Below are 24,359 nucleotides of genomic sequence, written 5' to 3' on the forward strand. Positions count from 1 at the left end.
TGACGGGACTCTTCTGTGTTCTGTTATTAACGTCAGCGGCCTTTCGGCCGGCCCCTCAGGCGCCACGCCCGAGCGGAAACGCGGTTTTGAAAGCAGACGCATGGATTCCTCGCACCCCCAAGAGCAGCAGGCCGAGACCCGGCTGGTCACCTCCGGCCGCGACACCAAGGCGCAGAAGGGGTTCGTCAATCCGCCGGTTTTCCACGGCTCGACCGTGCTCTATCCGACCGCCGAGGATCTGCACGCCCATCGCGGCGAGTTCACCTATGGCCGGCACGGTTCCCCCACCACCAAGGCGTTCCAGGAGACGCTGATGGCGCTGGAGGGGCCGCAATGCGCCGGCGTCGGCATCGTACCGTCCGGGCTGTCGGCGATCTCCACCACCCTGCTCTCGGTGCTGAAGGCCGGCGACCACGTTCTGGTCGTCGACAACGTCTACCGGCCCTCGCGCAATTTCTGCAACGGCATGCTGGTCCGCTACGGCGTCGAGACCACCTACTTCGATCCGCTGATCGGCGCCGGCATCGAGAAGCTGTTCAAGCCGAACACCCGTGCGGTGCTGGTGGAGGCGCCGGGCTCGCAATCGTTCGAGATGCCGGACATTCGCGCCATCGCCGAGGTGGCGCATGCCCGCGGCGCGCTCGTCATCGACGACAACACCTGGGCGACGCCGCTCTATCACCGCTCGCTGGACCAGGGCGTCGACATCAGCATGCAGGCCGCGACCAAATATATCGGCGGTCATTCCGACATCATGTTCGGCACGATCTCGGCCAATGCCAAGGCATGGCCGATAGTCTCCGAAGGCATCCGCCTGCTCGGGGTCTGCGCGGGCCCCGACGATGTCTTCCTCGCGCTGCGCGGCCTGCGCACGCTGTCGGTACGCCTGGCGCAGCATCATCGCTCCGGCCTCGACATGGCGCGTTGGCTCGCCGGCCGACCCGAGGTCGCGCGCGTGCTGCATCCGGGCCTGGAGACCGATCCCGGTCACGCCATCTGGAAGCGCGACTTCACCGGCGCATCCGGCCTGTTCAGCATCGTGCTGAAGCCGGCGCCGCAGAAGGCGGTCGACACCATGCTCAACACGCTCAAGCTGTTCGGCATGGGCTTTTCCTGGGGCGGCTTCGAGAGCCTTGCGATTCCGTTCGACTGCGACGCCTATCGCACCGCGACCAAATGGTCGCCGGGCGGTCCGACCCTGCGCCTGCACATCGGGCTCGAGAGCGTCGACGATCTCAAGGCCGATCTCGATCGCGGCTTTGCTGCCCTCAAAGCAGCAATGTGAGCCTGCTCGCAGGGCATTGCGCCTGCGCACGCGGCAACGGAGGGAAGCGGACGCACTGCGTGCGCCGCGGGCGGACGCACTGACGTGCGCCGCGGGAGCGTCAGCCACCTGTAAACGTTAACGCCGACGCGCAACAAATGGTTTGATCCCCAGGCATTTGGCGCTAGCCTCACCAATCGACTCTCATCCGGACAGACGGAGCATGGGAACGTTGGTTCTGCTCGATCTTATGGGCGGCGTGGCGCTGTTGTTGTGGGGCCTGCATATGGTCCACAGCGGCATTCTGCGCGCTTTCGGCCCTGACCTGCGGCGCCTGCTCGGCAAGGCGCTGAGCAATCGCGTCAGCGCCTTTGCCGCCGGCCTCGGGCTCACCGCGCTGCTCCAGAGCAGCACGGCGACCGCCCTGATCACGAGCTCGTTCGCGGCCGAAGGCCTTGTCAGCCTCGCCGCCGCGCTCGCCATCATGCTGGGCGCCAATGTCGGCACGACGCTGATCGTGCAGGTGCTGTCGTTCAACATCGCAGCCGTTGCGCCGGTCCTGTTCGTGCTCGGCCTCGTCGCGTTCCGCTCCGGCCCGCGCTCGCGGATCAAGGACATCGGCCGCGTCTGCATCGGCCTCGGCCTGATGCTGCTCTCGCTGCACATCCTGCTCGACACGCTGGCGCCGGCCGAGAACGCGCCTGGCGTCCGCGTCGTGATGTCGGCCATCACAGGCGATCCCATTTTGTGCATCGTCATCGCCGCCCTCGTCACCTGGGCGGTGCATTCGAGCGTCGCCAGCGTGCTCCTAATCATGTCGCTGGCCTATTCGCAATTCATCACGCCCTACGCAGCGCTGGCGCTGGTGCTCGGGGCCAATCTCGGCAGCGCGATCAATCCCGTGTTCGAGGGCGCCAAGCGCGACGATCCCGCGAGCTACCGCCTGCCGGTCGGCAATCTCGTCAACCGCGTGGTCGGCATCGCGCTCGTCCTGCCGTTCCTCGGCCCGATCGCCGAGCACATGCACGCCTGGCAGCCCGATCTGGCCAAGATGACGGCGGCCTTTCACATCGCCTTCAATGTCGGTACGGCCGTCCTCTTCATCGGCCTGCTCGACGCCATGTCGCGCCTGCTCACCCGCCTCTTGCCGGATCGCGTGCAGGAGGCCGACCCGGCCAAGCCGCGCTATCTCGACGAGACCGCGCTGGAGACGCCGTCGCTGGCACTCGCCGACGCCGCCCGCGAGACGTTGCGCATGGGCGATCTCGTCGAGGTCATGCTGCGCAAGGTGATGGCCGCGATGATGACCGGCGATCGTGCGCTGGTCGACCAGGTCTCGAAGATGGACAATTTCGTCGACGGTCTCGACGAGGCCATCAAGCTTTATGTGACCAAGCTGATGCGGGGCAGCCTCGACGAGAGCGAAGGACGGCGCGCGATGGAGATCATCTCCTTCGCCATCAACCTCGAGCATATCGGCGACATCATCGACAAGAGCCTGAGCGAGCTCGCGACCAAGAAGATCAAGCGGCGCTTCCAGTTCTCGGCGGAAGGGGCCGACGAGCTCGCCGCCTTCCACAAGCGCACGATGGATTCGCTGCGGATCGCGTTCGGCGTCTTCATGTCGGGCGACGCCAACGAGGCGCGCAAGCTGCTGGTGGAGAAAACCGCGCTGCGCAACACCGAGCTTGCCGCGGTCGAGCGCCATCTCGACCGCCTGCGCGAGGGCCGCCCTGAAACCATCGAAACGACGTCGCTGCATCTCGACGTGCTGCGCGACCTCAGGCGCATCCATTCGCATATCTGCTCGGTCGCCTACCCCGTGCTGGACGCGGCGGGCGTGCCCTATCGCAGGACCGAGGCGGAGACGGCCGCCCTGCCCGCCTCGGGCGCGGCCTCGGCGTTGCCGCGCTAGCGCCTCTGCTCAGCGCTCCAGCGTCTTCGAGGCCCTGCCGCGGTTCTTGATGATCAGCATGATGTTGCGGATATAGATGATCGTCGCCAAGGCTTGTCCGAGGATGATGACCGGCTCGCGCTTCACGACGCCGTAAACCAGCGTCATCAGCCCGCCGCCCATCGAGCAGAACCAGAACGCCATCGGCACCACGCTGTTGCCGGCGCGCTCGCTCGCGATCCACTGCACCAGAAAGCGCGCGGTGAAGAACAGCTGCGCGACGAGGCCGAATGCCAGCCAGAAATCGAACTTGGCGACGAAGACGTCGTAGAGATAATTGCTCAGCGCCTGACCGTATTGGATGATCATGCGTTCACCTCAGTTACATCTGGTGTCGGCTTCTTGCGGCGGATCAGCCACCACACGCCGGCGAGATCCATGATGCCGATCCACAGCCGGTCGAAGAAGCCGTAGTTCGACACGCCGGAATGGCGCGGCCGGTCGATCACGTCGACATAGGCGATGTCGTAGCCTTCGCGGCGGACCAAGGCCGGCAGGAAGCGATGCAGCCCATCGAAATAGGGCATCATCAGGAAAACCTCGCGCCGGAATGCCTTCAACCCGCAGCCGGTATCGCGCGTGCCGTCCTTCAGGATGGCGTTGCGGACGCCGTTGGCCACGCGCGACTGGAATTTCTTGAAACCGGTGTCCTTGCGTCCGACGCGCTGTCCGGCAGCGAGGCCGACGCGCCCTGCGCCCTTCTCGACCGCCGCGATCAGATCGGGCAGGAAGGCCGGATTGTTCTGGCCGTCGCCGTCGAGCGTCGCCACGATCGTCCCACGCGCCGCGCGCACGCCGCTGCGCACGGCCGCGGATTGGCCGCCCGATCTGGCATGGCGGAGCTGGCGCAGGTTGCCTCGCTGCGCCATCAGCGCCGCGATCCGTTCGCCAGTCGCATCGGTCGAGCCGTCGTTGACATAGATGATCTCGTAGGCCCAGCGGCCGTCGAGCGCCGCGCCGATCTCCGCGATCAGCGGCGCGATGTTGTCGGCTTCGTTGCGCACGGGAACGACGATGGAGACCGAAGGCTGGGACGTCGACAAATCGAGACTCGTGGTTGGAATTGGCCTGCCCTTCGGGGAACCGGCGGCCCCGGCAGGCAGCCGCTTTTATGGGGCGGATGCCCCGTGGGCAACCCTTTTGAGGCGTCCCGAGACCGCTCCCGCAAGAGGCACGATGGTGCCATCGGCGCGGATCGCAAAGCCCAGCCTTCGGGCCGCGAACCAGTAGCGGACTGCCATGGCGCCGACCGTGCCGATCAGGGCGCCGGCCACGACGTCGCTCGGGTGATGCGCGACCAGCACCAGCCGCGTCAGCAGGATCACGATTGCGTAAGTGAACATGAACACGCGCAGGCGTGGCCACAATGCCGATACCGCAAAGGCCAGCGCGAACGCGGCCACGGCATGGCCTGACGGCAAGCTGGCATAAGCCCCCGTCCCCTCGAACGGGACGAAGTTGAACGGATTGGCCTTGCCGCCGACAAACGGACGTCCGCGGCCGACGATGTATTTCAGAATCTCGGCAACGAATGCCGACACGGCAATCGACAGAAACACAAATTGCAGCCGCGTGCCGAGACCGAGCAGCAGCGCGCGGCGAGGCCCGTGCAGTCCTGCCGCAACGAGCGCCAACACCACCAGCGCGGCCCCCAGCACCGAGAGCAGATACTCGTCCTTGCCGAAATCGGTGAGGATGCGGATCGGCCACAGGCTGGGCGTGCCGCGCGCGGGCATCAACTGGATCTCGGTCTGGTCGAAGGCGACCATCAGCACGATGACCAGGGCTGCGCCTGCCGCGCTGAGCCACAGCGAATGCCGCGCCAGTTTTCGCGCGGCCTCCGCGCGGCGTGAATGTGAGGGCGTGCGAACAAGCTGCGCCAGCGCTTGCTTCGAGACGGCGAGCAATTGCGCGGGATAGCCCGGACGCGGCGCGGGGCTGGGCGTAACAGGCATCCTATTCGGTGCCTTCGGAACGGAAGATCGCGACCGAGATCGCGCGGCCTTGCGAGAAATTATAGCCGTCGATGCGGGTCCCGACCTTGTAGCGCAACCCGATCGCCTCGGCACGCTGCACGAAGCTGCGCTCCGAGCGCTGCTCGATCAGCGCGAACCGGCAGCTTCCCTGCCGCAGGAAATCCGCCGCGCCCGAGCCGTCGGTGAGCAGCGTCTGGGTACCCGTCAGGAACACGAGGCTCGGCTCGTGATAGCCCGCCGCAGCCGCCTTGGGCCCGACGCAGGTGACGTTGCGGAGCGCGCGCGCGACCTCGATGCTGGGAAACAGCGGCACCAGCGAGGGCAGCACGATGCCATACACCGTCACCGCCAGCATCAAAGCCGCAACCAGTGCGTTGAGCAGCGAGCGCTCGGCGTGATTGTTATCGTAGAGCCACCAGGCAAGCAGGCCGAAGATCAGGGACGCCGCGATGAACGGCCAGGCCACGAAGGCCGGCTGCCGCGTCAGCATCACAGCGCCGACCACCGCGATGATCGATGCGGCCGCGGGGATCGCGAACCACCAGGCCGAACCTCGCATCAGCCAGGAGCGCGACAGCACGCGCCGCTCCACGGCGCCTGCGGTGAGAATGGCGATCGCCGGATAGAGCGGCAGCACGTAATGGGGCAGCTTGGTCAGCACCGCCTCGAACACGATCCAGGACGGGATCAGCCAGGCCAGTAGAAACTGCGCGCCAGGCTCACGCCGCGCCCGCCACACCGCGGGCGCCGCCATCGCCGCCAGCGGCGCGCCGGGCCAGAACGTGATCCAGAACAGCGCCAGGTAAAGCCCGGGCGGCGCGCCGTGGGATTCCTGGGCGCCTAGCTTGCTGAGCATGTCGCCGCCGACGGAATCGGCGAAGAAGGCATCGCCCGCGCGCCAGAAGATCGCGACGAACCAGGGCAGCACCAGCACCAGCATCCACATCAGGCCCCAGACCGGGCGCAGCTTCCACAGCCAGGAGGCGTCGCGGTCCTGGATCGCCAGCGCGACGATGGTCAGCCCTGCGAACATCAGGATCAGCGGACCCTTGATCAGGATGCCAACGGCAAGCGCGGTCCAGAAGATCGCGGGCCAGCTCCAGGGCGGATGCGTTTCGTCCTCGGCGCGCTGCCAGGACAGATAGGCCCGCGCCATCGCCCCCATCGCGGCGACCACACAGAGCAGCAGCATCGCGTCGGTCTTGGCGAGCCGCGCCTCGACGCCAAGCAGCACCGAAGCGCACATCATCAGCGCCGCCAGCACCGCGGCGCGCCGCGTGACGAAGCCCAGCGCGGCCCAATAGGTCATGAGCACGGCGCCGATCGCCCCGAACAGCGACGGCAACCGGTAGACCCAGATCCGCAATTCGGCTTTCGGCAGCTTGAGCATCGAGGCCGCTTCCACCGTCGCCGATTGCAACCAGTAGATGCCGACCGGCTTCTTGTAGCGGACGTCCTCCTGGAAGCGGATATCGACATAGTCGCCGCTCTCGACCATCTGCTTGGTGGCCTGGGCGAACCGCGCCTCGTCGCGATCGATCGGCGGGATCGTGAAGAAGCCCGGCAGGAACAACAGCAGTGCGCAAAGCAGCAGGAAGGCGACGGCGCGGGCGTGGCTGACTGTCACGACATCGAGCATGCGCACGAGCCGGCTGCCCGGATTTGCGGGCGATTTCGGCTCGCGGGGTGCTCCAAAACGGGGGGCTGGATAGGTCTCGGCCATTGGTTCCGCTTACGCTGAAACCGTCATCGCCACAACCGCTTGAGCCAGGTTCATTGAATTCGAATGACGACTGTGTCCGCGGCGCCAGTGGCATCGATCACGGTGAGCCGCGCAAAGCCGGGACCGGGTGGATCGATCAGCCGCTGGCGGCGGCCGTCGATCTCGCCGAGCGCCGTGCCGTTAACCATGACGGTCATGGGCAGAACGCCGCCGGCGACCTTGACGGGCATTGCCGCACTCTCCTGCCGCCCGGAACGATCGACATCGATCCGCGAACCATTCAGCGGAAACTGGATGTGCAGCGCCTGCTCGCGGCCGGTCCGCACCAGCTCTCCGACGGGGCGGAACCGCTTGAGCGGCAGCGGCAGCTTGGCGTTGCTGGCAACAAGGGTTCCCCTAGGCGGCTTCGGCAACGGGACCAGCGTCTTGCCGGTGCGGGCAAAGGCATCGAACAGGATCGGGGCCGCGGCGACGCGTCCGATCAGGCCCGGAACCGGCGCGCCGTCGGGTCGCCCGACCCAGACGCCGATGGTCATCCGGCCGTCGAACCCGACCGACCAGGCGTCACGATAGCCGTAAGAGGTGCCGGTCTTGAAGGCGATGCGGTTGTGCGCGGCGTTCTCCGGCGGGGGCGTTCCCAACAGCACGTTGCCGACCTGCCAGGCCGCGACCTGATCCAAGAGCCGGAGCGGCTCGCGGTCGTCCTTGTCAGCCATGACCTCGCGCAGCGGCTTGGTGGTGCCAAGACGGGCGAAGCCCGCATAGAGCTGGGCGAGATCCTGCAGCGTCACGCCGACGCCGCCGAGCCCCATGGCAAGCCCCGGCGCTTCGTCCTTGGGCAACACGAGATTGCCGCCGGCCTGGCGCAGCCGCGAAGCGAGCCGGCTCGAGCCGACGCGGTCGAGCAGCACGATCGCCGGCACGTTCAGCGACAATTGCAGCGCCTTCCGCACGGGCACCGTGCCCTGGAAGGTCATGTCGAAATTTTCCGGCGCGTAGGAGCCGAAGCGGACGGGACGATCGTCGATCAGGCTTTCCGGATGAACGAAGCCGTCCTCGAAGGCAAGCCCGTAGATGAAGGGTTTCAGCGTCGAGCCCGGCGAACGGATCGCGCGGGTCATGTCGACCTGCCCTGCCCGGCTCTCATCGAAATAATCGGCCGAACCAACGCGGGCGAGCACGTCGCCGCTCTCATTGTCGATCACGATGATGCCGACCGAGATGTTCGCGCCCAGTGCAAGGGCGCGGTCGCGCGCCAGCGGCTCCAGCACCTTCTGCAAGTTCGCATCGAGCGTGAGCTTGATGACCGGCTTGTCCTTGACCGTCGATAGCGCAGTGTCAGACGCATGCGGCGCCAGGATCGGCATCGGCTTGCGCAGTTTCGGTACAGGCACGGCCTTGGCCTGCCGTGCGTCGTCTGCGCTGACCACCTGCTCCTCGACCATGCGATCGAGCACGCGGTCGCGGGCCTTGCGCGCGGCCTCGGGATGGCGGTCGAGCCGGCGCGTCTCCGGCGATTGCGGCAGCGCCACCAGCAGCGCGGCTTCGGCCAGCGACAGACGCTTCGGCTCCTTGCCGAGATAGCCGATCGAGGCGGCGCGGATGCCCTCGAGATTGCCGCCATAAGGCGCGAGCGCGAGATAGAGATCGAGGATCTGTTCCTTACTCAGGGTTCGCTCGATCTCGATCGCACGCACCATCTGCCGCAGCTTGGCATAGAGCGAGCGCTGCCGTCGCGGCTCCATCAGCCGGGCGAGTTGCATGCTGATGGTCGAGCCGCCCGAGACGATGTGGCCGCGCGTCGTGAGCTGGAGCGCAGCACGCCCCAGCGCCAGCGGGTCGATGCCGTCATGGGCGTAGAAGCGCTGGTCTTCATAGGCGAGCAGCAATTTCAGGTAGGTCGGGTCGACATTGGCCTTGGCATCGACCGGCAGCCGCCAGCGTCCATCCGCCATCGCATAGGCGCGCAGCAGCTTGCCATTGCGATCGACGATCGTGGTGGAGACTTGTCGCGCTTCGTCGAGGGGCAGAGGGCCAAGAGAGTAGACCCAGCCCACGAAGCCGATGATGGCGAGGATGAAGGTGAACGCAGCGACCGACAGGACCCGAAAGGCAAACCGCCCTCTCTGACCGTCATGGCCGGGCTTGTCCCGACCATCCACGTTCTCGCCGGCCGCACCAAAGTTCGTGGATGCCCGGGACATCTGCGCGAAGACGCGCTTCGCGCTTTTGCCCGGGCGTGACGACTGAGTATGCGGCTCCGTTGCGCTCATTCAACCACCACTCACTTCGCCGTCCGCACCTCGACGGTCCCCGTGCCGGTGCGGCCATAGCGCGAGGGATTGTACATGTCCTCGACATAGGCCTGCGGCAGCACGTATTTGCCTGGCGACACCGCACGCACGATGTAGGCGACGGTGAAGACGGCCTTGGAATCCGAGGCGCGATCCACGGCCGCGGTGAAGCGGTCGTCGCGGAACTCGGTGTTTTCAGGCTCCTCGCCGTCCTCGATCCAGTCCAGCGTACCGCTGTCGCCCGACGACACCAGCTTCGGATTGTCGATCTCGAGGCCGGCCGGCAGATAATCGGACACCATGATGTGGCCGTACTCGGGCTTCGCCTCGGTGATCTTCAGCACCACCGCAAAACGCTGGTTCTGCTTGACCTTGCTGATGTCGGCGGGCTTGCCGTCGAGCGTGAAATAGCTGCGCTCGATCTTGAAGCCGTTGGAGGCCGCCGGCTCCGGCGTCACCGGCGAGCCCGACACCGAGACCACCGCCTGGATCGGCGCATCGCCGGTGTTGGTGATCTTCAGCGGCTTGCCGCTCAGCGTATCCGCCTTGTAGCTGCGATAGAGCGCAGTCTTGACCGGCTGGCCGTCCACTTCCATGGACAGGTTCTCCTTGGCGAGAGCGCGCGCCGCCAGCACCAGCCACGCATTCTCCTGCGTGGAGGTGTAGGGCGTCAGCCCGCGCGCGGTCTCGACCCGCGACACAGCCTGCGTCAGCGTCGCCTTCGGCGCGTTGCCTTCGCTCGCAAGCGACACCAGGGCCGCGGCGTCGCGCAGCTGCGAGCCGTAGTCGGTACGGCCGAACTCCAGCACCGGCTTTGGCGCGAGGCTGTCGAGCGCGGCACCATAGACCCGTTCGGCGCGGTTGCGGTCGCCGACCAGAGCGAGCGCCGCTGCAAGCTGCGACTTCGCGATCGGCGTCGCGAGGTTGGCGAGCTTGGTGTCGGCGAGATAGCGGAGGTCGCCGATCGGCGCCGCGCCGTTGCGGGCGAGCACGTAGAGGCCGTAAGCGAGATCGCGCCCGCCGTCCTTCTCCGGCTCGTTGCCGTTGACCACGGAGTTTCTGACACGGTCGAGCGCGTTCTTGAACAGCACGTCCGGCACCGTAAAGCCCTTCTCGCGGGCACGGGTGAGGAAATCCGTCACGTACGCATCGAGCCAGGCATCGTCGCCGCCCGCCGACCACAGGCCGAACGAGCCATTGGAGCCCTGACGGGCCAGGAGCCGCTCGATCGCGTCGCGGATGCGCTGGTCGACCTCGGTGTCCATCGCGAGATGCGCGCCGGCAGCCAGGTCGTTGACATAGAGCAACGGCATGGCGCGGCTCGTGATCTGCTCCGAGCAGCCATAGGGATAGCGGTCGAGCGCCTTCAGGATCGTCGCCGCATCGAGCGCGGTGGACAGGCTCGCCGAGACCGAGACGCTGCCGGTGCCCGGCACGAGGTCGGAGAACATGTCCGAGGTCAGCGTCAGGCTCTCGCCCTTTGCGAGCGTCCGGATCGAACGCCGCGCCAGCACCTGCGTCGCCGCCTTGACGTCGAACGCATAATGGCGCGCCAGCGTCAGGCCGCTCGGCCCCTTGATGTCGACGTCGAGCGTCGCCTGCCCCGCTGCGGTCGCGTCGACCGCGAGCGAGAACGAATTGCGCTGCTTGGCGGCGAGCTTTACCGTGGTTGCGGGATTGCCTGACATCTTTACCGGCCCGCCCGTCTTCACGTTGATGACGTAGTCGCCAGCCTGGCCCTCGACATTGTCGATCTCGAGATTGACCGTGCCGTGGTCGCCGTTGAGCAGGAAGCGCGGCAGGGTTGTGGTCAGCACGACGGGGTCGCGGATCACCACGTCGGTGTTGGCGCGGCCGAGCTTGGTGGCTGTCCACGCCACCGCCATCACGCGCGCGGTGCCCGCGAACTCCGGAATGTCGAAGCTGACTTCCGCGGTACCGTCAGCGGCGACGGTCACGATGCCCGAATAGAGCGCGAGCGGCTTTTGCGTGGGCGGCGAGCCCTGCAATTCGCCTGCGCCGGCATCGCCGCCGGACTTGATCTGACCACGCGTGCCGGACATGCCGTCGATCAATTGCCCATAGAGATCGCGGATCTCGGCGCTCAGGCGGCGCTGGCCAAGATAGTAATCGTCCGGCGCCGGCGGCTTGTAATTGGTGAGGTTGAGGATGCCGACATCGACCGCGGCGATCACGATCTTGGCGTCCTCGCCCGGATTGAGCCCGTCGAGCTTGACCGGAATCTTCAGTGCCGAATTCGGCCGGATCAAAGCCGGCGGCGACAGCTTTACCTGCAATGTGCGGGCCTGCTTGTCGATGCCGAACCATTTCAGCCCGATCGCTCGGCCCGGCATGCGCTGGGCGGCGGCATCCAGCGGACGACGCAACGTCGCCACCACGTAAGCGCCGGTGCCCCAGTCCTTGCCGACCTGCAACTTCACCTGTGCGGTGCCTTCCTTGACGTCGATGGTCTGCGTCGTCAGCAGGCGGTCGCCGAGCACGTTGATGGTCAGCTTGCCGGCGCTGCGGACATTGACCGACACCGTCATGGTGTCACCGGAGGCGTATTGCGGCTTGTCGATCGAGGTCTCCAAGAGGTCCGGCGTGTCGGCGCTGCCGTCGGAATACCAGCCGACGTCGAACTGCACCGAGGTGACAGGGCCATCGGCATCGTTCGACTTCACATCGAGCCGGTAGCGGCCGGGTTGCGGGCTGAGCGAAATGCGCGCCGGCTTGTCGGCGGCAACGGCGACGTCACCGTCAGCGACGCGCGAGGTCGACTTGACCGGCTCGTACTCCCAGTAATTGTTCTGGCGATACCATTGGTAACGCGACTCCATCTTCAGGAGCTCGTAACGCAGGCCGTCACGGCGCAGCCGCTCACCCTCGGGCGAGACGAACACGACGTCGAACTCGGCCTTGTCGCCCTCGGCGACGTTCTTGTCGCCGAACAGTGGCTTGATGCCGATCTGCGCCACGCTGGGCGCAACCGGCAGCACGATCTTGCGCTCGACGGCGCGGCCGCCGGTCTCCACCATCCGCACGAAGATCTGGGCCTCTTGCGGGCGGGTCGAGGCCGGCTGCTTGTCCAGTGTCACTGGGAAGGTCGCAACGCCATTGGCGTCGGCCTCGGGCAGGTTCTCGAGCGGCGTGCGCTCGTTCGAATTGGTCTCCTCGTCGGCGACGCCGAACTGGTAGCCGGCAAAGCCGGGACGCTCGGACGCGGGCGCGATCAGCATGTCGCCTTCGAGCGCGAGGCCCGAGGCCGGCGCGCCATAGAGGAAATGGCCGTCCGCCTTAAGCTCCACAGGAGTGTTAGCTTTGATCAGCTTGTCCTTGGCAGACAAGTCGAATTCGATCCGATCAGGAACGTAATCCTCGACCATGAAGGTGGTCTCCCCGACCGAAGAGCCCTTCGGGTCGGTGAACGCGCGCGCCCGCCAGGTCCCGGTCGGCACGGCCGAATTGAGCGGCACGGCCAGCGTCCGGCCGCCAGCGCCCTGGTCGGCCAGCACGGCCCGGCGGAATTCGACGCCGTCGGGGCGTTCGATCACCAGCGTCATCGGCCCGCCGGTCACGGCATTGCCCTGCCCGTCGCGGAGCAGCGCGGTGAGATAAACGGTCTCGCTGGAACGGTAGACCCCGCGCTCGGCATAGACGAAGGCATCGGCCCCCGTCGGCACCACGCGGCCGGAGACGCCGCGGTCGGACAGGTCGAAGGCGGAGGACTTCAGGCTGAGGAAGGCATAATCGGCCTTCTCGCCGGTGACGGTCAGCATCGCCGGCGACAGACCGCCCTCGCCGCGCGCAAGGCCGGCCTCGAACAGGACGTGGCCGCTGTCGTCGGTCTTGCGGGTCGCCAGAATCTCGTTGTTGCGGGCAACCAGTCGCACCTCGGCCTTCCCGACCGGATCGGTCGAAGCCAGCGAGTTGACGAACACGTGGATACCGTCGTTGCCGGAATAGGCGGACACGCCGAGATCGGAGACGATGAACCATTGCGTTGCGAGCTGGTATTCGTCGTCCGAGCCCGGGCCCTTGGCGGCCGCCGTCATCACGTAGACGCCGGGCTGGAGCTCGCCGAGCGCCTGGTCGACCGGGAACGCCGTGGTGACGTCCTGGTTCAGCGTCATCGCCGTCGCAAGCTCGCCGGTCCACACCTTCACGCCGCGCTCGTCGCCGAGATCGCTGAGCTGATATTTGGACAGCGTCTTCTGGAAGTCGCTGTCGACCACCGTGTTGATCAGGTTGCGGTCACCGATACGGAACACGTTGATGTTGACCGCGGGCGTGTTGACGCTGACCACGGGAATGCCGCGCTGGCCTGTTCGCGGCAGCACATAGGCCCGGCTGGTGAAACGCACGAAAGGCTTGCGGTCGCGCACATAGATATTGAATTCGGCCGATTTCGGCAGGCCTTCCTTCACGGTCGACGGCAGACCGGCGCGCAAATTGATGTTGTAGCGCTCGCCATGCTTCAGCCCGTCGACGCAGAGCTGCTTTCCCTCGGCCGACAGCGCCGGCTTGTCCTGGCCCGCCAGCGCCAGGAACGGCGCGAAGTCGGTGCGCTTGGCCAATTCCTCGGAGAACTGGAAGCAGGCGCGCGGGCTCGCCGAATCCGAGTCCACGGTGTAGTCGAGCAGCCGGAAGCCGTGCTCGTCGCGCATCTTCTCGTATTGGCCGCGGACGTCGGCGACCTCGCGCATGTCGAGCGACAGCCGCAGCGCATCCAGCGCCGGCCGCCACAGCTTGCGTTCGGCCATCGCCTTGCCGAGCACGGCGAGCGCGTCGGCCTCCTCGCCCGGATTGCCGGCGCGCTGGTAGGCGATATAGGCCGCGGTCGAGGCGCGCTCCACCAGGAAGGTCTGCTCGCTCGAGCTCTTCGGCGAGATCTGGAAGATGGCCTTGGCGAGCCGCAGCCAGTTGCCCGTGTCTTCCGGCGTGGTGGCCGCGATCTGGCCGAGCACCGATAGCCCCGTGCGATAATCATTGCGCCGGAAAGCGGCGTCGGCGTCCGTCTTCAGCGTCGCATTGGTCTTGGCGACCGGCCCCGCCTCGCTCTTGATCTGGGCCTCCAGCTTGACCGCGGAATCGGCGAGGTCGTCGCGCTTGAACGCCTTGTCTGCGGCTTGCGCCGCGCAAAGGCCGAGCGCCAGCGTGGCGCAGAATGTGACGGCGCGAACAAGACCGATCATGATGGACTCCCGGAAATCGCAGACAGCCGCCCGCAGGCAGCATGAAATGCGCGGAAAGGTGACGGACTCAAGGCGATGGAACCAAAGGTGCAAATCGTCGCATTCGCCATGAAAAGGCAAGCCCAGAGGAGACCGATCGAGATAATGCCGTGCACGCCGTCCTGATGGCGCAGCAATACCTGACCCGTCGTCCGGCGGCCACATCCCGGAAGCTGGCCAGCGTTCCCGGCGATGTGATCCATCGTCCAGTCCGCTGCCGCTAAACCCGGCACCCTGACATGCCACCGTCTCGCTTTGTCGCGCCATTGAGGAAAACGGTTCGGTTCAGGCTTGGCGAAAGATGATATTTTTCATAATGGCATGGTAGATGAGCAGCCCCCCGCCGGGGCGGCTCGAGACGGTCCCGTAGCTCAACTGGATAGAGCATCAGATTTCTACTCTGAGGGTTGCAGGTTCGAATCCTGCCGGGATCGCCAGTCCATCATCGATCAACCGCCTTCACGAACGCGTGGGTAACCATACGCGGGCCTTTGAACGTCGCCGATCAGGCCTATGTATGCGCCGGGCGAGTTGCGCCCGGTTAAGGACTCCGATGCTTCCAACGGAATGGACGAGAATGGCGATCGCATCGGCGGTGGCGATCGTCGCGATGTCGTATCTGGCAATCGACGCAGGCGTCGTGAATACCAGCGTGGTCACAAGGCCCATCAAGGTGGCTCAGGCATCGATCGTTGGCGCTGCGATGGGCCAGCATCACCTGGCCTTCGCCGTTCAGGAGTGGGCACGACCCAGCCGCGCAAGCTACGATAGCCCCGAAAAGCCGGCCGTGGAGCATTGCCTGGCGATCGACTGATCGAAGCGCCCCTGCACGGGGCTATCGGCGAAATTCATCCTGCATCACCCGTCGACTGACGAGCCTGCCACCACCGCGCAATGGCCGCGGTAAGATCGCCCCACAATTCCGTCGGCAAATCCGAGACTGCCACCCGAACACTGTACTGGTCCGTGGTCGCGTCGTGAAACCACTCGGTCGCGGCGAAGTCGAAGCCGAAGCTGCCGGCATGGCGGATCGGGAAGCCTCCTGCGCGAAGATCGTTGCTCATGTCCTCGGCGGCCTGCCGCGCGCCCGTCTCATCGAGGGGGCGGCTGCCCCGGAGCGTGACGTAGAGACCGTGGGCGAAATGGAGTTCGGCCGCGAGCGCCGGGATCTTCGCAGCAAAATGGCGGGCCGTGTGTCGGCCGTTGCGCAAGATCGCGGCGACGCGCCGCTTCGTGAGGGCCAGATAAGCCGCGCGGCCCACAAAGGGCGGAAAGTGCGCCGGCAACGCCGCACCGCCGAGCAGACGCACCGCGTTGCGCGTTTCGGCCGAAAGACGGGACCAGGGGAATTTCGTTCGCGGCTCATGCTCATTGTTCTGCACGAAGACCGCCGAGCCGAGCCGGCCATATTCCGCCCCGAGCGAATCGAGCTTGTTGTGGCTTCGCACCAGCACCAGCGGAATTCCGTATCGCCGGGCCCAGTTCAGGACGCGCCGGATCCGGCCCGACCGGCCGGCGAAGCAGGTCGTATCAAAGATCAGAAGATCGACGCCGGAGCCGTCACAGCGTAGCACCGCTTCAAGCGCGCCAGCGACGGAGCAGGAGTCCAGGAGAAGAATCCGCGGCGAATCCGCCGGAGCAAGCGCATCGCGTAGCGGCAGATCCAAAGCCCGGAGTCGCAAATGAGGAACAAGGCCCCGGATCAGCTCCTGCGTTTCACCGTACGAGCCCGGAAGCACCAGGATATCGGCCTTCGCGACGATTTGCGCGGAGGCCAGCAGCACGGCGGAGATCGCGGCCATGCCCGAGGCAGTATAGATCGCCGTACTCGCAGAGCCGCTGTCGAGCTCATAGAATGACGGACCGCGCACCGTCAGATCGGCCCGCTGATAATCGTAACAGAACTCGAATGGCCCGCTCGCGGGAGCGGCCGTATGCGACCAGGCCGTCTCCGTCGCTTTCCATTCGTGCAGCTCGTGCTCCGCCCTCAGCACCGCCGTAAGCTGGAATTTGGACGTGACGACATCGTCGACCGATCGCGGACGCGCCAAATCGAGCCTATGTCTCAGGCAGCCGTTCAACAGCCTGAGTTCCTCATGCTTCCGTTCGAGATAGGCCTGAATGGTCTCCATGCGCGTCTTGATTGATCCGATCGCATTTCAACGTGCGGAAAGCCTCACGGGTCCAACGCGCGCGCTGCAACGAACGCCGACGTCCGCAGTTGAGACCTAAGCTAAGGAGGACCACATGGCTGACATCAGAGAGCACATGAAAATCATCGGCAAGGACGGCGCTCATGTCGGCACCGTCGACCGCGTCGAGGGCAACCGGATCAAGCTGACGCGGAAGGACAGCCCGGAAGGTCACAAGGACCATCACCACTATATCGACACGAAATATGTCGGTGCCGTCGAAGGCGATGTCGTCAAGCTTTCAGTGAATGCCGACGCAGTCCCGAAGTCGGAAGCCGCCTGAGACTTAAGCCCCTTCGGGGGCCTTTTGTTTGTTCACGATCCGACTCCGCTTCGTTCCCAAAGCACGAATCGCAACCGGAAAAATCGGCGCGACGCATGTCTTAATGCCGCGTTTCATTCAACCAACTTGTTCAAGCACGAGCTGCGGCCGCAAGCGGTACGCGTCGATCGCGGCATTCGACAGCAGCAGCCTGCGCCGCTCTCCTCGCAGCATCATGCGGTCGATCCTGTTCAGGATGAATTGGGCTGCCTCCCGGTGCTCACCCGTGAGCAGGCCGGATCGGTCGAGATATTTCCAGGCAATCTCGAAAGACTGAGCGCGTAACTCGAGGTCGGTCATAGCCGGCCAACGTCTACAAGGAAGGGACGTTCCCATTCGAACCGAAGCCAAGCAGGCCGTGCAGCGCCATGCGCATCGAACCTCGGTCGAATAAAATGTGGAGGTCGCGCGGAACGAGATCAGGACGAGCGCGTTGACGGCATGAAATCAGGTGGTGCCGATCTGCCAGCCCCGATCGGCTTTGAAGGGCCCCGTGCTTGTCCCCCGAGCACGGGGCTTTCTCATGCGGATCAACAAGTGACCGGCCGCTCCGTCACCGCCAAATTCGAGAATACTTCAGTCCGCCCGCTCCTCGCGCCGCTCGCGCGCGAGCTCGTGCCAGGCCAAAGCGAGCTGGATCAGGCGTTGCCGGTCGGCACCTTCCGATGCCGCCGCCCGCTTCATCGCGGCCTCGGCCTCCTGCTGTGGGTCGTACTTGGTACACATGAGGCCGAGCCTAGCCGGCCATCTGGACAAGCGCATGGCAATTTCGTCCGTATGATTGCGGGGTAACGTCCCCTCTTCCGGACGGGCGAGTGCCCGGGCCCCCTCACCTCGTGGCATGCTTGCGCTGATTACGAAGCCGTGAGCTGGGCTTCATTCCGACGATCTGTGAACGGTGTCACAGTCTTGGCGTGGCAGTTCGGCTAAACAATGTGTCGACGCTTCCAGGAGAGCGCGAAGGCATCAATGGTGTTTTCCGTCATGACACAAGAAGCAGCAACCTCAGCCAACGTTCCGACGCCACGACAAAGGGGCGACCTGCTCGGCCTCGCCTATCTCGGGACCATCGGCATCGTGATGCTGGCCTGGATCTCCGGCCTGGTCTGGGGCCTGATCGCGTTCTTCAACTGGCTCGTGTCCTGACGCGAGGCGACACGTCGTTTTCACGAACAAGGCTCTTTCACGAGCAGGCCTCCTTCATGAGAAGGCTTGCGGCCAAGATCGCGATCTAGAACAGGCAGTGCAGCACCTGCCCCAGCTTGACCCCGCCACACACGATCATAGCCCAAAGCGCCAGGCTGATCTGAATTGCATCCAGCATGTCCCACGTCCCCGCGAATCGATTCCCGCCGTTTCTTTTTCTTTTGAGAATCGCGTGAAGCGGCGAACGGAGCCAGTGCTATTTTGAGGCAGTTATTGTGCGCCGCCGAACGTCGCGGCAACGCAAACATCCCGACAACGGCCTGATCATGCCAAAATAAAAGAGGCGGGCTTTGCCCGCCTCTCGCAAATCAGGATACGACCCGTGCCTTACCGACAGGCCCGCGGATCGGCCGGCACGTACTGTCCGTCCGGGTAACGGTAGTAGCAATTGCCCTGCGCCCAGTAGTAGCCGGGCTGCGATGCGGCCGCGGCGCCCGTGATCGCGCCGGTAGCACCACCGAGAACCGCGCCGGCTGCAGCCCCTGTTGCATTGCCCGAGATCAGTCCGCCCAGCACACCGCCGACGATGGCGCCGCCAAGCGCGCTCGCGCCGGGATCCGCCGGTGGCGGCGGGGGTGGCGGCGCATAGGTGACCGCAGGAGGCGGCGGAGCATAGGCCACCGGCACGTCGTCGTAGTACTCCTCCGAGATGTAGGCGGGCGGGCCAGCCATGCGCTGCGGATAATAATACCACACGCCACCAACGTCCCACCACCAGCCGGAGCGGCCGTTGTGAACCTCGTGGCGCCAGCGCCCGCCATCCCAGGCGCGGTTGCCGCGATAGGCATGTCCGCCCCAGTCGCGCGTCGGCGCGGGGCCCCTGGCGTAGTTACGTCCGGGCGGCGGGCCGCCCGCATTGTGCGGACCGGGACTGGATTGAGGCCGGCTTTCCGGCTGCGGCGCGGGCCGGGCAGCCTGCTGCGGCGGGCTTCTGCGCATATTCTGATTGTTCGGAGACGGCGCCCCTGCGCTCGGGCCTGCCGGAGGCTGGCCGATTTCCCTCGAGGGCCTCGCGTCCTGGGCCTGCGCCGGCAGCGCGAGCAACGACATGGCCGAAACCAAGGGAATGATGATCTTCATGTGGTTGGACGCACTCATGCGTGCTTGCCCCCTGCTCTTTCGATTGCTCTCGCAATTGCCGTGGTGCCTGGCGCGATAGACGATTCGGACCGCGCTGGGCTTGATGCCGGCTGACATAGCTGACCTGCTTTGATCAGCGAAGTCCCGTTACAAATGATTAAGATCACGGCAATTTTTGTCCCCACCGGGCTGCAAGGAATCACGCTGGAGCGCTTCTAGCGGGCCGGCTCGATCACGTTGCAGTTGCGGCGCCCGGACATCAGGCAGTCCTGCATCTTGCTGGCCGCGGTAAGGTCTCGGACAAGCCACCAGCCGATCCCGAGGATCACGATCGCAATGATCAGACCGGCGATGGCGCCGCGGCGGTTGTCGCCGGATGGAGGCTTCGGGCGGGATTTCGGCTTCTCGCCCGGTTCGGGCTTGGACGTGGGCATGGCTACCTGATCGCGCGGGCACGCCGGCTTATCACCTCTGCGACGTCGCGTCACATGCCGATCGACCGCTTCGGTCCAGCTTCGGGGTCAGCCCCGGGTCGCCCGGATCGCATCCTTGCGGGAGGTTTCGACCGCCGGGGTCGCCTGCTCGCCCCGCGGTGCGCAGGTCGTGAGCACGAACGCGGTCTGGGTGCACTCCCAGCCGGCCCCCAGGACGGCGCTCTCGATAGGCTGCGGACGCGCGAGCAGCAGCATCGCACCGGCCACGGCGACCAGGGCGAAAGCAATTGCGAATGCCCGGAGGGTTAATCTTGAGATCGTCATACCCGTGCTCCGTATCGGGCGGACGCTAGGCGTCGCCCTCGTGTCCCATTATGAGGGACATCACAATTCGGCAGTTTTTCCGGGCTACGAGAGATCGTCGGGGATGGCGATTTCGTTGACCTGATCGGCTGCGATTATGGGTGGCTTCGCGACGCGCAGCGATGTACACGCTTCTGTGTCGCGCGGCGCCTGCTATGCCCAGCCGACGTACCAACAGGCAGTGATGTAGGATCGAAAGCGAGGAAGACAAGGCTCGTCGATGAGTGGATTCAGGGAACCCGGCTTCACAGACCGGCAAAAGGCGGCGCAGGAAGCCCGCAAAAATCTTTTGAACAAATTCAAATCCCAACCGGGGCCTGATGATCCCGCGGTTGCGGCGAAGCGTGCCGAACGCGAGGCTCTCGCGGCCAAGCGTGCCGAGGCAAAGGCCGCGCGCGAGGCTGAAAAGGCCGAGCAGAAGCGCCAGGAGGAAGAGGCAAAGGCCGCCGAAGCCGCGCGGATCGCCCGCGAGGCCGAGGAAGCTGCCGAGAAGGCCGCGGCCCTCGAAGCCGAGCAGAAGGCCAAGCGCGACGCGCGTTACGCAGCCCGCAAGGCCAAGCGCAAGTAATGTGACAAGTGACCTTCGCTGGTCACCTTCAACACAAGTTGAAGCAAACGATGTTTGGGGCGGTCCAGCTGACCGCCCCAAACATTCGAGCACGTGTTCGTTTTGCCGTACGCCTCGATCGCGAGCGGGTGAAGATCAGTTCTTTTTCATCATCCCGTCGTCCTTTTTCATGCCGTCCTTCGACATGTGATCCTTCTTCATGCCGTCGTCTTTGGACATGGTGTCCTTCTTCATCATGCCGTCCTTGGACATCGTGTCCTTTTTCATCATGCCGTCATCCTTGCCCATCTTGTCCTGAGCGAAAGCGGCCGGCGACAGCGCAAGGCCAAGCGAGAGAGCGGCAGCCGAGACGCCGAGCACGATGCGGGTGCGAATGGTCATGGATTATCTTCCCTTCGAGATGGTGTTGGTCAGCGACGGACGCCGCTAATCAATCTCGACGGATGGACCGTCTGCGTTGTTACGCCGCCGTCGCTAAATTTTAGCGAGCCGGCCTGCGATCCGCCGTTCGAAGGAGCCCGGAGCCTGTCGCGGGGACCGGAAGTGTGCAGCGCAGCACAGCCGACACTTGCCGCGGCATTCGGTCTCGAACTATCAGATGAGAGAATATCGGGTGAAAGACCGGCTAGGATGGGCCTACGCACCGGTCACACATGACCCGCCCAATCACGCCAACAAGAATCGTTCAAAGAAACGTTCAAGGGGATCACACCATGATCACGCGCCGCCATCTGATTGCGACCGCCGTCGCCGCACCGGCCATTATCCGCCTCGGCACCGGGACCGCGCAGGCCGCAACCACGCTGAAAATCTCGCACCAGTTCCCGGGCGGCACCATCGACAAGGGGGACTTCCGCGACCGCCTCTGCCGCATGTTCGCCGCTGAAGTCAGTAAGCGCAGCAATGGCGACATCGCGGCCGAGATCTATCCGAACTCCTCGCTGATCAAGACCAATGCGCAGTTCTCGGCGATGCGCAAGGGCGCGCTCGACATCTCGCTTTATCCGATGCCCTACGCCGGCGGCGAATTGCCGGAAACCAACATCGGCCTGATGCCCGGCCTCGTCACCACCTACGACCAGGGCATGCGCTGGAAAAAGGAGCCGGTCGGCAAGGCGCTGACCGACTTCCTCGCCGACAAGGGCATCATCCTGCTCACCTGGGTCTGGCAGGCCGGCGGTGTCGCCAGCCGCTCCAAGCCGATCGTCGCACCGGAAGACGCCAAGGGCCTGAAGGTGCGCGGCGGCTCGCGCGAAATGGACATGGTGCTCCAGACTGCCGGCGCCTCGGTGCTGTCGGTGCCTTCGAACGAAATCTACGCGGCGATGCAGACCGGCGCCTGCGATGCCGGGATCACCTCCTCGACCAGCCTGATCTCGTTCCGCCTCGAAGAGGTCGCGAAGTCGCTGACGTCAGGGGCTGGTGCCTCCTACTGGTTCATGCTCGAGCCGCTGATGATGTCGAAGGCCATCTTCGACAAGCTGCCGAAGAACCACCAGGACATCCTGCTCACGGTCGGCACCGAGCTCGAAGCCTTCGGCCGCAAAGGTGCGCAGGATGACGACGTTGAGGTCGCCAAGGTCTACGAGAAGGCCGGCGCCAAGGTCTCCGCGCTCGATGCCGCGACCGTCGGCAAGTGGCGCGACATCGCCCGCGACACCGCCTGGAAGGACTACAGCGCCAAGACCACGACCGCGGCCAACCTGCTCAAGCTCGCCACCGACGTCGCCGCATGAGCCACGGTCCGCTTCCGGATCGTGACGTCCGCACAACCGTTGCCGCAGGGACCGGCCCTGCGGCGACAATCGATCGCGGTCTTGCCATCCTCAACAGCATCATCGTCGTGTTCGCCGCGGTCGCATTGGTCGCGGCCTGCGCCATCCTGAGTTACAGCGTGCTCAGCCGCGCGCTGTTCAAGGCCGCCAATTATTGGCAGGACGAGGCTGCGGTGTTTCTGCTGGTCGGCGCGACCTTCATGACGGCGGCGTACGTGCAGCAGAACCGCGGCCATATCGGCATCGAGGCCTTCGTCGGCTTGTTGTCGCCACTGGCGAACAAGGTCCGGCTCTGGCTGGTCGACCTCGCCACTTTCCTGTTTTGCGCCTTCTTCACTTGGAAGTCCTGGACACTGGCCCATGAAGCCTATGTCGACGGTCAGGTCTCGAACTCGATGTGGTCGCCGCCGCTCGCCATCCCCTATTCGCTGATGGCGTTCGGCATGAGCCTGCTCTGCATCCAGATCCTCGTGCAGCTTGCGCTGCCCTTCACCGGAGCCAGGCGTTCATGAGCGTGTTCGGTATCGGCGTTGCCTACGGCGTTGCGACGCTGCTGGTGATGTTCTCAGGGATGCCGATCGCGTTCGCGCTCGGCGCCGTCGCGGTCGTGTTCATGGGCATCTACATGCCCTCGGCCTCCCTCGATACGGTGACGCAGAACGTCTACGAGGAAATGGCTTCGATCACGCTGTTGTCGATCCCGCTCTTCATCCTGAAGGGCGCCGCGATCGGCAAGTCGCGGGCCGGCCAGGATCTCTATTCGGCACTGCATGCCTGGCTGCACCGTGTGCCCGGCGGTCTCGGCGTTGCCAACGTGTTCGCCTGCGCGCTGTTCGCGGCGATGGCGGGCTCCTCGCCCGCCACCTGTTCGGCGATCGGCTCGGCCGGCATCCCCGAGATGCGCAAGCGCGGCTATTCCGGCGGCTTTGCGGCCGGCATCATCGCCGCCGGCGGTACGCTCGGCATCCTGCTGCCGCCCTCGATCACCATGATCCTGTTCGCGGTCGCCGCCGAAAAGTCGCTCGGGCGGCTGTTCCTCGCCGGCATCGGCCCCGGCCTGCTGCTGGTCTCGCTGTTCGGCTTCTATGCGGTGTACCGCTTCCGCCGCGAATATGCGGCGGCCGAAGCGATCTACAAGAACGGCGGCCCGGAGGCTCCGATCCTCGCCCGCGACGAATACACGCTGGCCGAACGTTTCAGCGTGCTGCCGCGCGTGATCCCCTTCGTGCTGCTGCTCACCGGCGTCATGATCGCGCTCTATGGCGGCTACGCCACGCCGTCGGAAACCGCCGGCCTCGGCGGCCTCCTCGCGCTCGCGCTGATCGCGGCGATCTACAGCGTGTGGCGGCCGAGCGACCTTGCGCCCATCATGAAATCGACGATCCGGGAATCGACCATGCTGATGATGATCATCGGCATGTCGCTGCTCTATTCCTACGTGATGAGCTATCTGCACATCTCGCAATCGGTCGCCGAATCCATCGTCGCGATGCACCTGCCGCGCTGGGAGCTGCTGTTCGCGATCCTCGTCATGGTGGTCGTACTCGGCTTCTTCCTGCCGCCGGTCTCGATCATCCTGATGACCGCGCCGATCATCCTGCCCCCCTTACGCGCCGCCAATTTCGACATCATCTGGTTCGGCGTGGTCATGACCATCGTGATGGAGATGGGCCTGATCCATCCCCCCGTCGGCCTCAACATCTTCGTCATCCGCAACGTCGCGCCGGACATTCCCCTGCGCGAGGTGATCTGGGGCACCCTGCCCTTCGTGCTCTTGATGATGCTCGCGGTGTTGCTGCTGTGCATCTTCCCGGGGATCTCAACCGGGCTGCCGGATCTCGTGATGGGGCCGGACGGGAGCAGGTAGCGGCGACCACAACTGCCGTAGGGTGGGTTAGACCGGCGGCTGCGCGAAGCGCAGTCGCTGGGCGTAATCCACCTCTTCTCTCTCCTGAGAGATGAACAGTGGTGGGT

At 65.2% G+C, this 24,359-nt stretch carries 22 protein-coding genes and 1 tRNA gene; 10 read left to right on the forward strand and 13 right to left on the reverse strand.

All coding sequences use genetic code 11. From position 1 onward, the window contains the following. Nucleotides 1–100 precede the first annotated feature (100 nt). On the forward strand, nt 101–1,285 hold the full coding sequence (gene metC, locus RPS27_RS25330; protein ID WP_212066494.1) for a cystathionine beta-lyase: 1,185 nt from the start codon (nt 101–103) through the stop codon (nt 1,283–1,285). A gap of 202 nt (nt 1,286–1,487) precedes the next feature. Beyond that, on the forward strand, nt 1,488–3,179 hold the full coding sequence (locus tag RPS27_RS25335; protein WP_194402145.1) for a Na/Pi cotransporter family protein: 1,692 nt from the start codon (nt 1,488–1,490) through the stop codon (nt 3,177–3,179). A gap of 9 nt (nt 3,180–3,188) precedes the next feature. Here RPS27_RS25335 and RPS27_RS25340 read toward each other — a convergent pair whose 3' ends face one another. The 6 genes from RPS27_RS25340 to RPS27_RS25365 all read right to left on the reverse strand — a co-directional run bounded on the left by RPS27_RS25340 (nt 3,189) and on the right by RPS27_RS25365 (nt 14,406). After that, nucleotides 3,189–3,527, reverse strand: a complete 339-nt coding sequence (locus tag RPS27_RS25340; protein WP_038957186.1) for a lipid-A-disaccharide synthase N-terminal domain-containing protein — start codon at nt 3,525–3,527, stop codon at nt 3,189–3,191. Further along, nucleotides 3,524–4,261 (reverse strand): glycosyltransferase family 2 protein, encoded by a 738-nt coding sequence (locus RPS27_RS25345; RefSeq protein ID WP_211417108.1) that lies wholly within the window; start codon nt 4,259–4,261, stop codon nt 3,524–3,526. The genes RPS27_RS25340 and RPS27_RS25345 overlap by 4 nt, the downstream gene beginning before the upstream one ends. Before the next feature lie 66 nt (nt 4,262–4,327). After that, nucleotides 4,328–5,173, reverse strand: coding sequence for a phosphatase PAP2 family protein (locus tag RPS27_RS25350; protein ID WP_212066492.1), 846 nt, complete (start codon nt 5,171–5,173; stop codon nt 4,328–4,330). A 1-nt stretch (nt 5,174) separates the two neighbouring features. Then, nucleotides 5,175–6,917, reverse strand: a complete 1,743-nt coding sequence (locus tag RPS27_RS25355) for a glycosyltransferase family 39 protein (RefSeq protein WP_212066490.1) — start codon at nt 6,915–6,917, stop codon at nt 5,175–5,177. A gap of 50 nt (nt 6,918–6,967) precedes the next feature. Next, the gene (pbpC, locus tag RPS27_RS25360) at nt 6,968–9,121 is read right to left on the reverse strand and encodes a penicillin-binding protein 1C (protein WP_249131685.1); all 2,154 of its coding nucleotides are present in this window, start codon (nt 9,119–9,121) and stop codon (nt 6,968–6,970) included. Nucleotides 9,122–9,201: 80 nt separating this feature from the next. Further along, the gene (locus tag RPS27_RS25365) at nt 9,202–14,406 is read right to left on the reverse strand and encodes an alpha-2-macroglobulin (protein WP_212066488.1); all 5,205 of its coding nucleotides are present in this window, start codon (nt 14,404–14,406) and stop codon (nt 9,202–9,204) included. Nucleotides 14,407–14,805: 399 nt separating this feature from the next. On the opposite strand from RPS27_RS25365, the gene RPS27_RS25370 reads away from it, so the two are divergent. Then, nucleotides 14,806–14,882, forward strand: a tRNA-Arg gene (locus tag RPS27_RS25370). A 140-nt stretch (nt 14,883–15,022) separates the two neighbouring features. Further along, complete coding sequence (locus RPS27_RS25375) at nt 15,023–15,259, forward strand: hypothetical protein (protein WP_246776259.1); 237 nt, start codon at nt 15,023–15,025, stop codon at nt 15,257–15,259. A 34-nt stretch (nt 15,260–15,293) separates the two neighbouring features. On the opposite strand, the gene RPS27_RS25380 is transcribed toward RPS27_RS25375, so the two are convergent. Further along, nucleotides 15,294–16,577 carry a hypothetical protein gene (locus RPS27_RS25380; RefSeq protein WP_212066486.1) on the reverse strand — a complete coding sequence of 428 codons (1,284 nt, stop codon included), beginning with the start codon at nt 16,575–16,577 and terminating at the stop codon, nt 15,294–15,296. Between the two features lie 115 nt (nt 16,578–16,692). On the opposite strand from RPS27_RS25380, the gene RPS27_RS25385 reads away from it, so the two are divergent. Next, nucleotides 16,693–16,920, forward strand: coding sequence for a DUF2171 domain-containing protein (locus RPS27_RS25385; protein ID WP_028136547.1), 228 nt, complete (start codon nt 16,693–16,695; stop codon nt 16,918–16,920). Between the two features lie 117 nt (nt 16,921–17,037). Here the strand turns inward: RPS27_RS25385 and RPS27_RS25390 are convergent, their stop codons facing one another. Both RPS27_RS25390 and RPS27_RS25395 read right to left on the reverse strand, forming a co-directional pair. Next, entirely contained in the window at nt 17,038–17,259 is a 222-nt protein-coding gene (locus RPS27_RS25390) for a hypothetical protein (RefSeq protein ID WP_212066484.1), read from the reverse strand. Between the two features lie 276 nt (nt 17,260–17,535). Then, nucleotides 17,536–17,685, reverse strand: coding sequence for a hypothetical protein (locus tag RPS27_RS25395; protein ID WP_211417115.1), 150 nt, complete (start codon nt 17,683–17,685; stop codon nt 17,536–17,538). Nucleotides 17,686–17,943: 258 nt separating this feature from the next. On the opposite strand from RPS27_RS25395, the gene RPS27_RS25400 reads away from it, so the two are divergent. Next, complete coding sequence (locus tag RPS27_RS25400) at nt 17,944–18,105, forward strand: hypothetical protein (RefSeq protein ID WP_211417116.1); 162 nt, start codon at nt 17,944–17,946, stop codon at nt 18,103–18,105. Nucleotides 18,106–18,492: 387 nt separating this feature from the next. Here the strand turns inward: RPS27_RS25400 and RPS27_RS25405 are convergent, their stop codons facing one another. From RPS27_RS25405 to RPS27_RS25415, 3 genes are all read right to left on the reverse strand, one after another. After that, entirely contained in the window at nt 18,493–19,263 is a 771-nt protein-coding gene (locus RPS27_RS25405; RefSeq protein ID WP_212066482.1) for a hypothetical protein, read from the reverse strand. Nucleotides 19,264–19,460: 197 nt separating this feature from the next. Continuing rightward, nucleotides 19,461–19,679 (reverse strand): DUF2273 domain-containing protein, encoded by a 219-nt coding sequence (locus RPS27_RS25410; RefSeq protein WP_212066480.1) that lies wholly within the window; start codon nt 19,677–19,679, stop codon nt 19,461–19,463. Between the two features lie 87 nt (nt 19,680–19,766). Further along, nucleotides 19,767–20,003, reverse strand: a complete 237-nt coding sequence (locus RPS27_RS25415) for a hypothetical protein (protein ID WP_194402156.1) — start codon at nt 20,001–20,003, stop codon at nt 19,767–19,769. Between the two features lie 259 nt (nt 20,004–20,262). Between RPS27_RS25415 and RPS27_RS25420 the strand changes: the two genes are divergently transcribed. Continuing rightward, nucleotides 20,263–20,610, forward strand: coding sequence for a DUF6481 family protein (locus RPS27_RS25420; protein WP_194402157.1), 348 nt, complete (start codon nt 20,263–20,265; stop codon nt 20,608–20,610). 135 nt (nt 20,611–20,745) lie between these two features. Here RPS27_RS25420 and RPS27_RS25425 read toward each other — a convergent pair whose 3' ends face one another. Continuing rightward, the gene (locus RPS27_RS25425; protein ID WP_097662615.1) at nt 20,746–20,991 is read right to left on the reverse strand and encodes a pentapeptide MXKDX repeat protein; all 246 of its coding nucleotides are present in this window, start codon (nt 20,989–20,991) and stop codon (nt 20,746–20,748) included. A gap of 332 nt (nt 20,992–21,323) precedes the next feature. On the opposite strand from RPS27_RS25425, the gene dctP reads away from it, so the two are divergent. The 3 genes from dctP to RPS27_RS25440 are packed head-to-tail and all read left to right on the forward strand — an operon-like array spanning nt 21,324 to nt 24,252. After that, complete coding sequence (gene dctP / locus RPS27_RS25430) at nt 21,324–22,346, forward strand: TRAP transporter substrate-binding protein DctP (RefSeq protein ID WP_211417120.1); 1,023 nt, start codon at nt 21,324–21,326, stop codon at nt 22,344–22,346. Continuing rightward, a complete protein-coding gene (locus RPS27_RS25435; RefSeq protein ID WP_194402162.1) occupies nt 22,343–22,897 on the forward strand; it encodes a TRAP transporter small permease in 555 nt (184 codons plus the stop codon). The genes dctP and RPS27_RS25435 overlap by 4 nt, the downstream gene beginning before the upstream one ends. Continuing rightward, nucleotides 22,894–24,252, forward strand: a complete 1,359-nt coding sequence (locus tag RPS27_RS25440; protein WP_194402163.1) for a TRAP transporter large permease — start codon at nt 22,894–22,896, stop codon at nt 24,250–24,252. The genes RPS27_RS25435 and RPS27_RS25440 overlap by 4 nt, the downstream gene beginning before the upstream one ends. Nucleotides 24,253–24,359 lie beyond the last annotated feature (107 nt).

The sequence above is a fragment of the Bradyrhizobium sp. WYCCWR 12699 genome, from assembly GCF_032144035.1.
In the GTDB taxonomy this organism is placed as follows: domain Bacteria; phylum Pseudomonadota; class Alphaproteobacteria; order Rhizobiales; family Xanthobacteraceae; genus Bradyrhizobium.

What these genes read in the sequence shown, in the direction of transcription:
- RPS27_RS25385 (WP_028136547.1), top strand. Translation starts at nt 16,693, where the DNA reads ATGGCTGACATCAGAGAGCACATGAAAATCATCGGCAAGGACGGCGCT.
- RPS27_RS25420 (WP_194402157.1), top strand. Translation starts at nt 20,263, where the DNA reads ATGAGTGGATTCAGGGAACCCGGCTTCACAGACCGGCAAAAGGCGGCG.
- RPS27_RS25395 (WP_211417115.1), bottom strand. Translation starts at nt 17,685, where the DNA reads ATGTGTACCAAGTACGACCCACAGCAGGAGGCCGAGGCCGCGATGAAG.
- RPS27_RS25350 (WP_212066492.1), bottom strand. Translation starts at nt 5,173, where the DNA reads ATGCCTGTTACGCCCAGCCCCGCGCCGCGTCCGGGCTATCCCGCGCAA.
- RPS27_RS25380 (WP_212066486.1), bottom strand. Translation starts at nt 16,577, where the DNA reads ATGGAGACCATTCAGGCCTATCTCGAACGGAAGCATGAGGAACTCAGG.
- RPS27_RS25410 (WP_212066480.1), bottom strand. Translation starts at nt 19,679, where the DNA reads ATGCCCACGTCCAAGCCCGAACCGGGCGAGAAGCCGAAATCCCGCCCG.
- RPS27_RS25435 (WP_194402162.1), top strand. Translation starts at nt 22,343, where the DNA reads ATGAGCCACGGTCCGCTTCCGGATCGTGACGTCCGCACAACCGTTGCC.
- RPS27_RS25440 (WP_194402163.1), top strand. Translation starts at nt 22,894, where the DNA reads ATGAGCGTGTTCGGTATCGGCGTTGCCTACGGCGTTGCGACGCTGCTG.
- RPS27_RS25400 (WP_211417116.1), top strand. Translation starts at nt 17,944, where the DNA reads ATGACACAAGAAGCAGCAACCTCAGCCAACGTTCCGACGCCACGACAA.
- RPS27_RS25335 (WP_194402145.1), top strand. Translation starts at nt 1,488, where the DNA reads ATGGGAACGTTGGTTCTGCTCGATCTTATGGGCGGCGTGGCGCTGTTG.
- metC (WP_212066494.1), top strand. Translation starts at nt 101, where the DNA reads ATGGATTCCTCGCACCCCCAAGAGCAGCAGGCCGAGACCCGGCTGGTC.
- RPS27_RS25340 (WP_038957186.1), bottom strand. Translation starts at nt 3,527, where the DNA reads ATGATCATCCAATACGGTCAGGCGCTGAGCAATTATCTCTACGACGTC.
- RPS27_RS25355 (WP_212066490.1), bottom strand. Translation starts at nt 6,917, where the DNA reads ATGGCCGAGACCTATCCAGCCCCCCGTTTTGGAGCACCCCGCGAGCCG.
- RPS27_RS25415 (WP_194402156.1), bottom strand. Translation starts at nt 20,003, where the DNA reads ATGACGATCTCAAGATTAACCCTCCGGGCATTCGCAATTGCTTTCGCC.
- pbpC (WP_249131685.1), bottom strand. Translation starts at nt 9,121, where the DNA reads ATGTCCCGGGCATCCACGAACTTTGGTGCGGCCGGCGAGAACGTGGAT.
- RPS27_RS25390 (WP_212066484.1), bottom strand. Translation starts at nt 17,259, where the DNA reads ATGACCGACCTCGAGTTACGCGCTCAGTCTTTCGAGATTGCCTGGAAA.
- RPS27_RS25405 (WP_212066482.1), bottom strand. Translation starts at nt 19,263, where the DNA reads ATGAGTGCGTCCAACCACATGAAGATCATCATTCCCTTGGTTTCGGCC.
- RPS27_RS25425 (WP_097662615.1), bottom strand. Translation starts at nt 20,991, where the DNA reads ATGACCATTCGCACCCGCATCGTGCTCGGCGTCTCGGCTGCCGCTCTC.
- RPS27_RS25375 (WP_246776259.1), top strand. Translation starts at nt 15,023, where the DNA reads ATGGCGATCGCATCGGCGGTGGCGATCGTCGCGATGTCGTATCTGGCA.
- dctP (WP_211417120.1), top strand. Translation starts at nt 21,324, where the DNA reads ATGATCACGCGCCGCCATCTGATTGCGACCGCCGTCGCCGCACCGGCC.
- RPS27_RS25365 (WP_212066488.1), bottom strand. Translation starts at nt 14,406, where the DNA reads ATGATCGGTCTTGTTCGCGCCGTCACATTCTGCGCCACGCTGGCGCTC.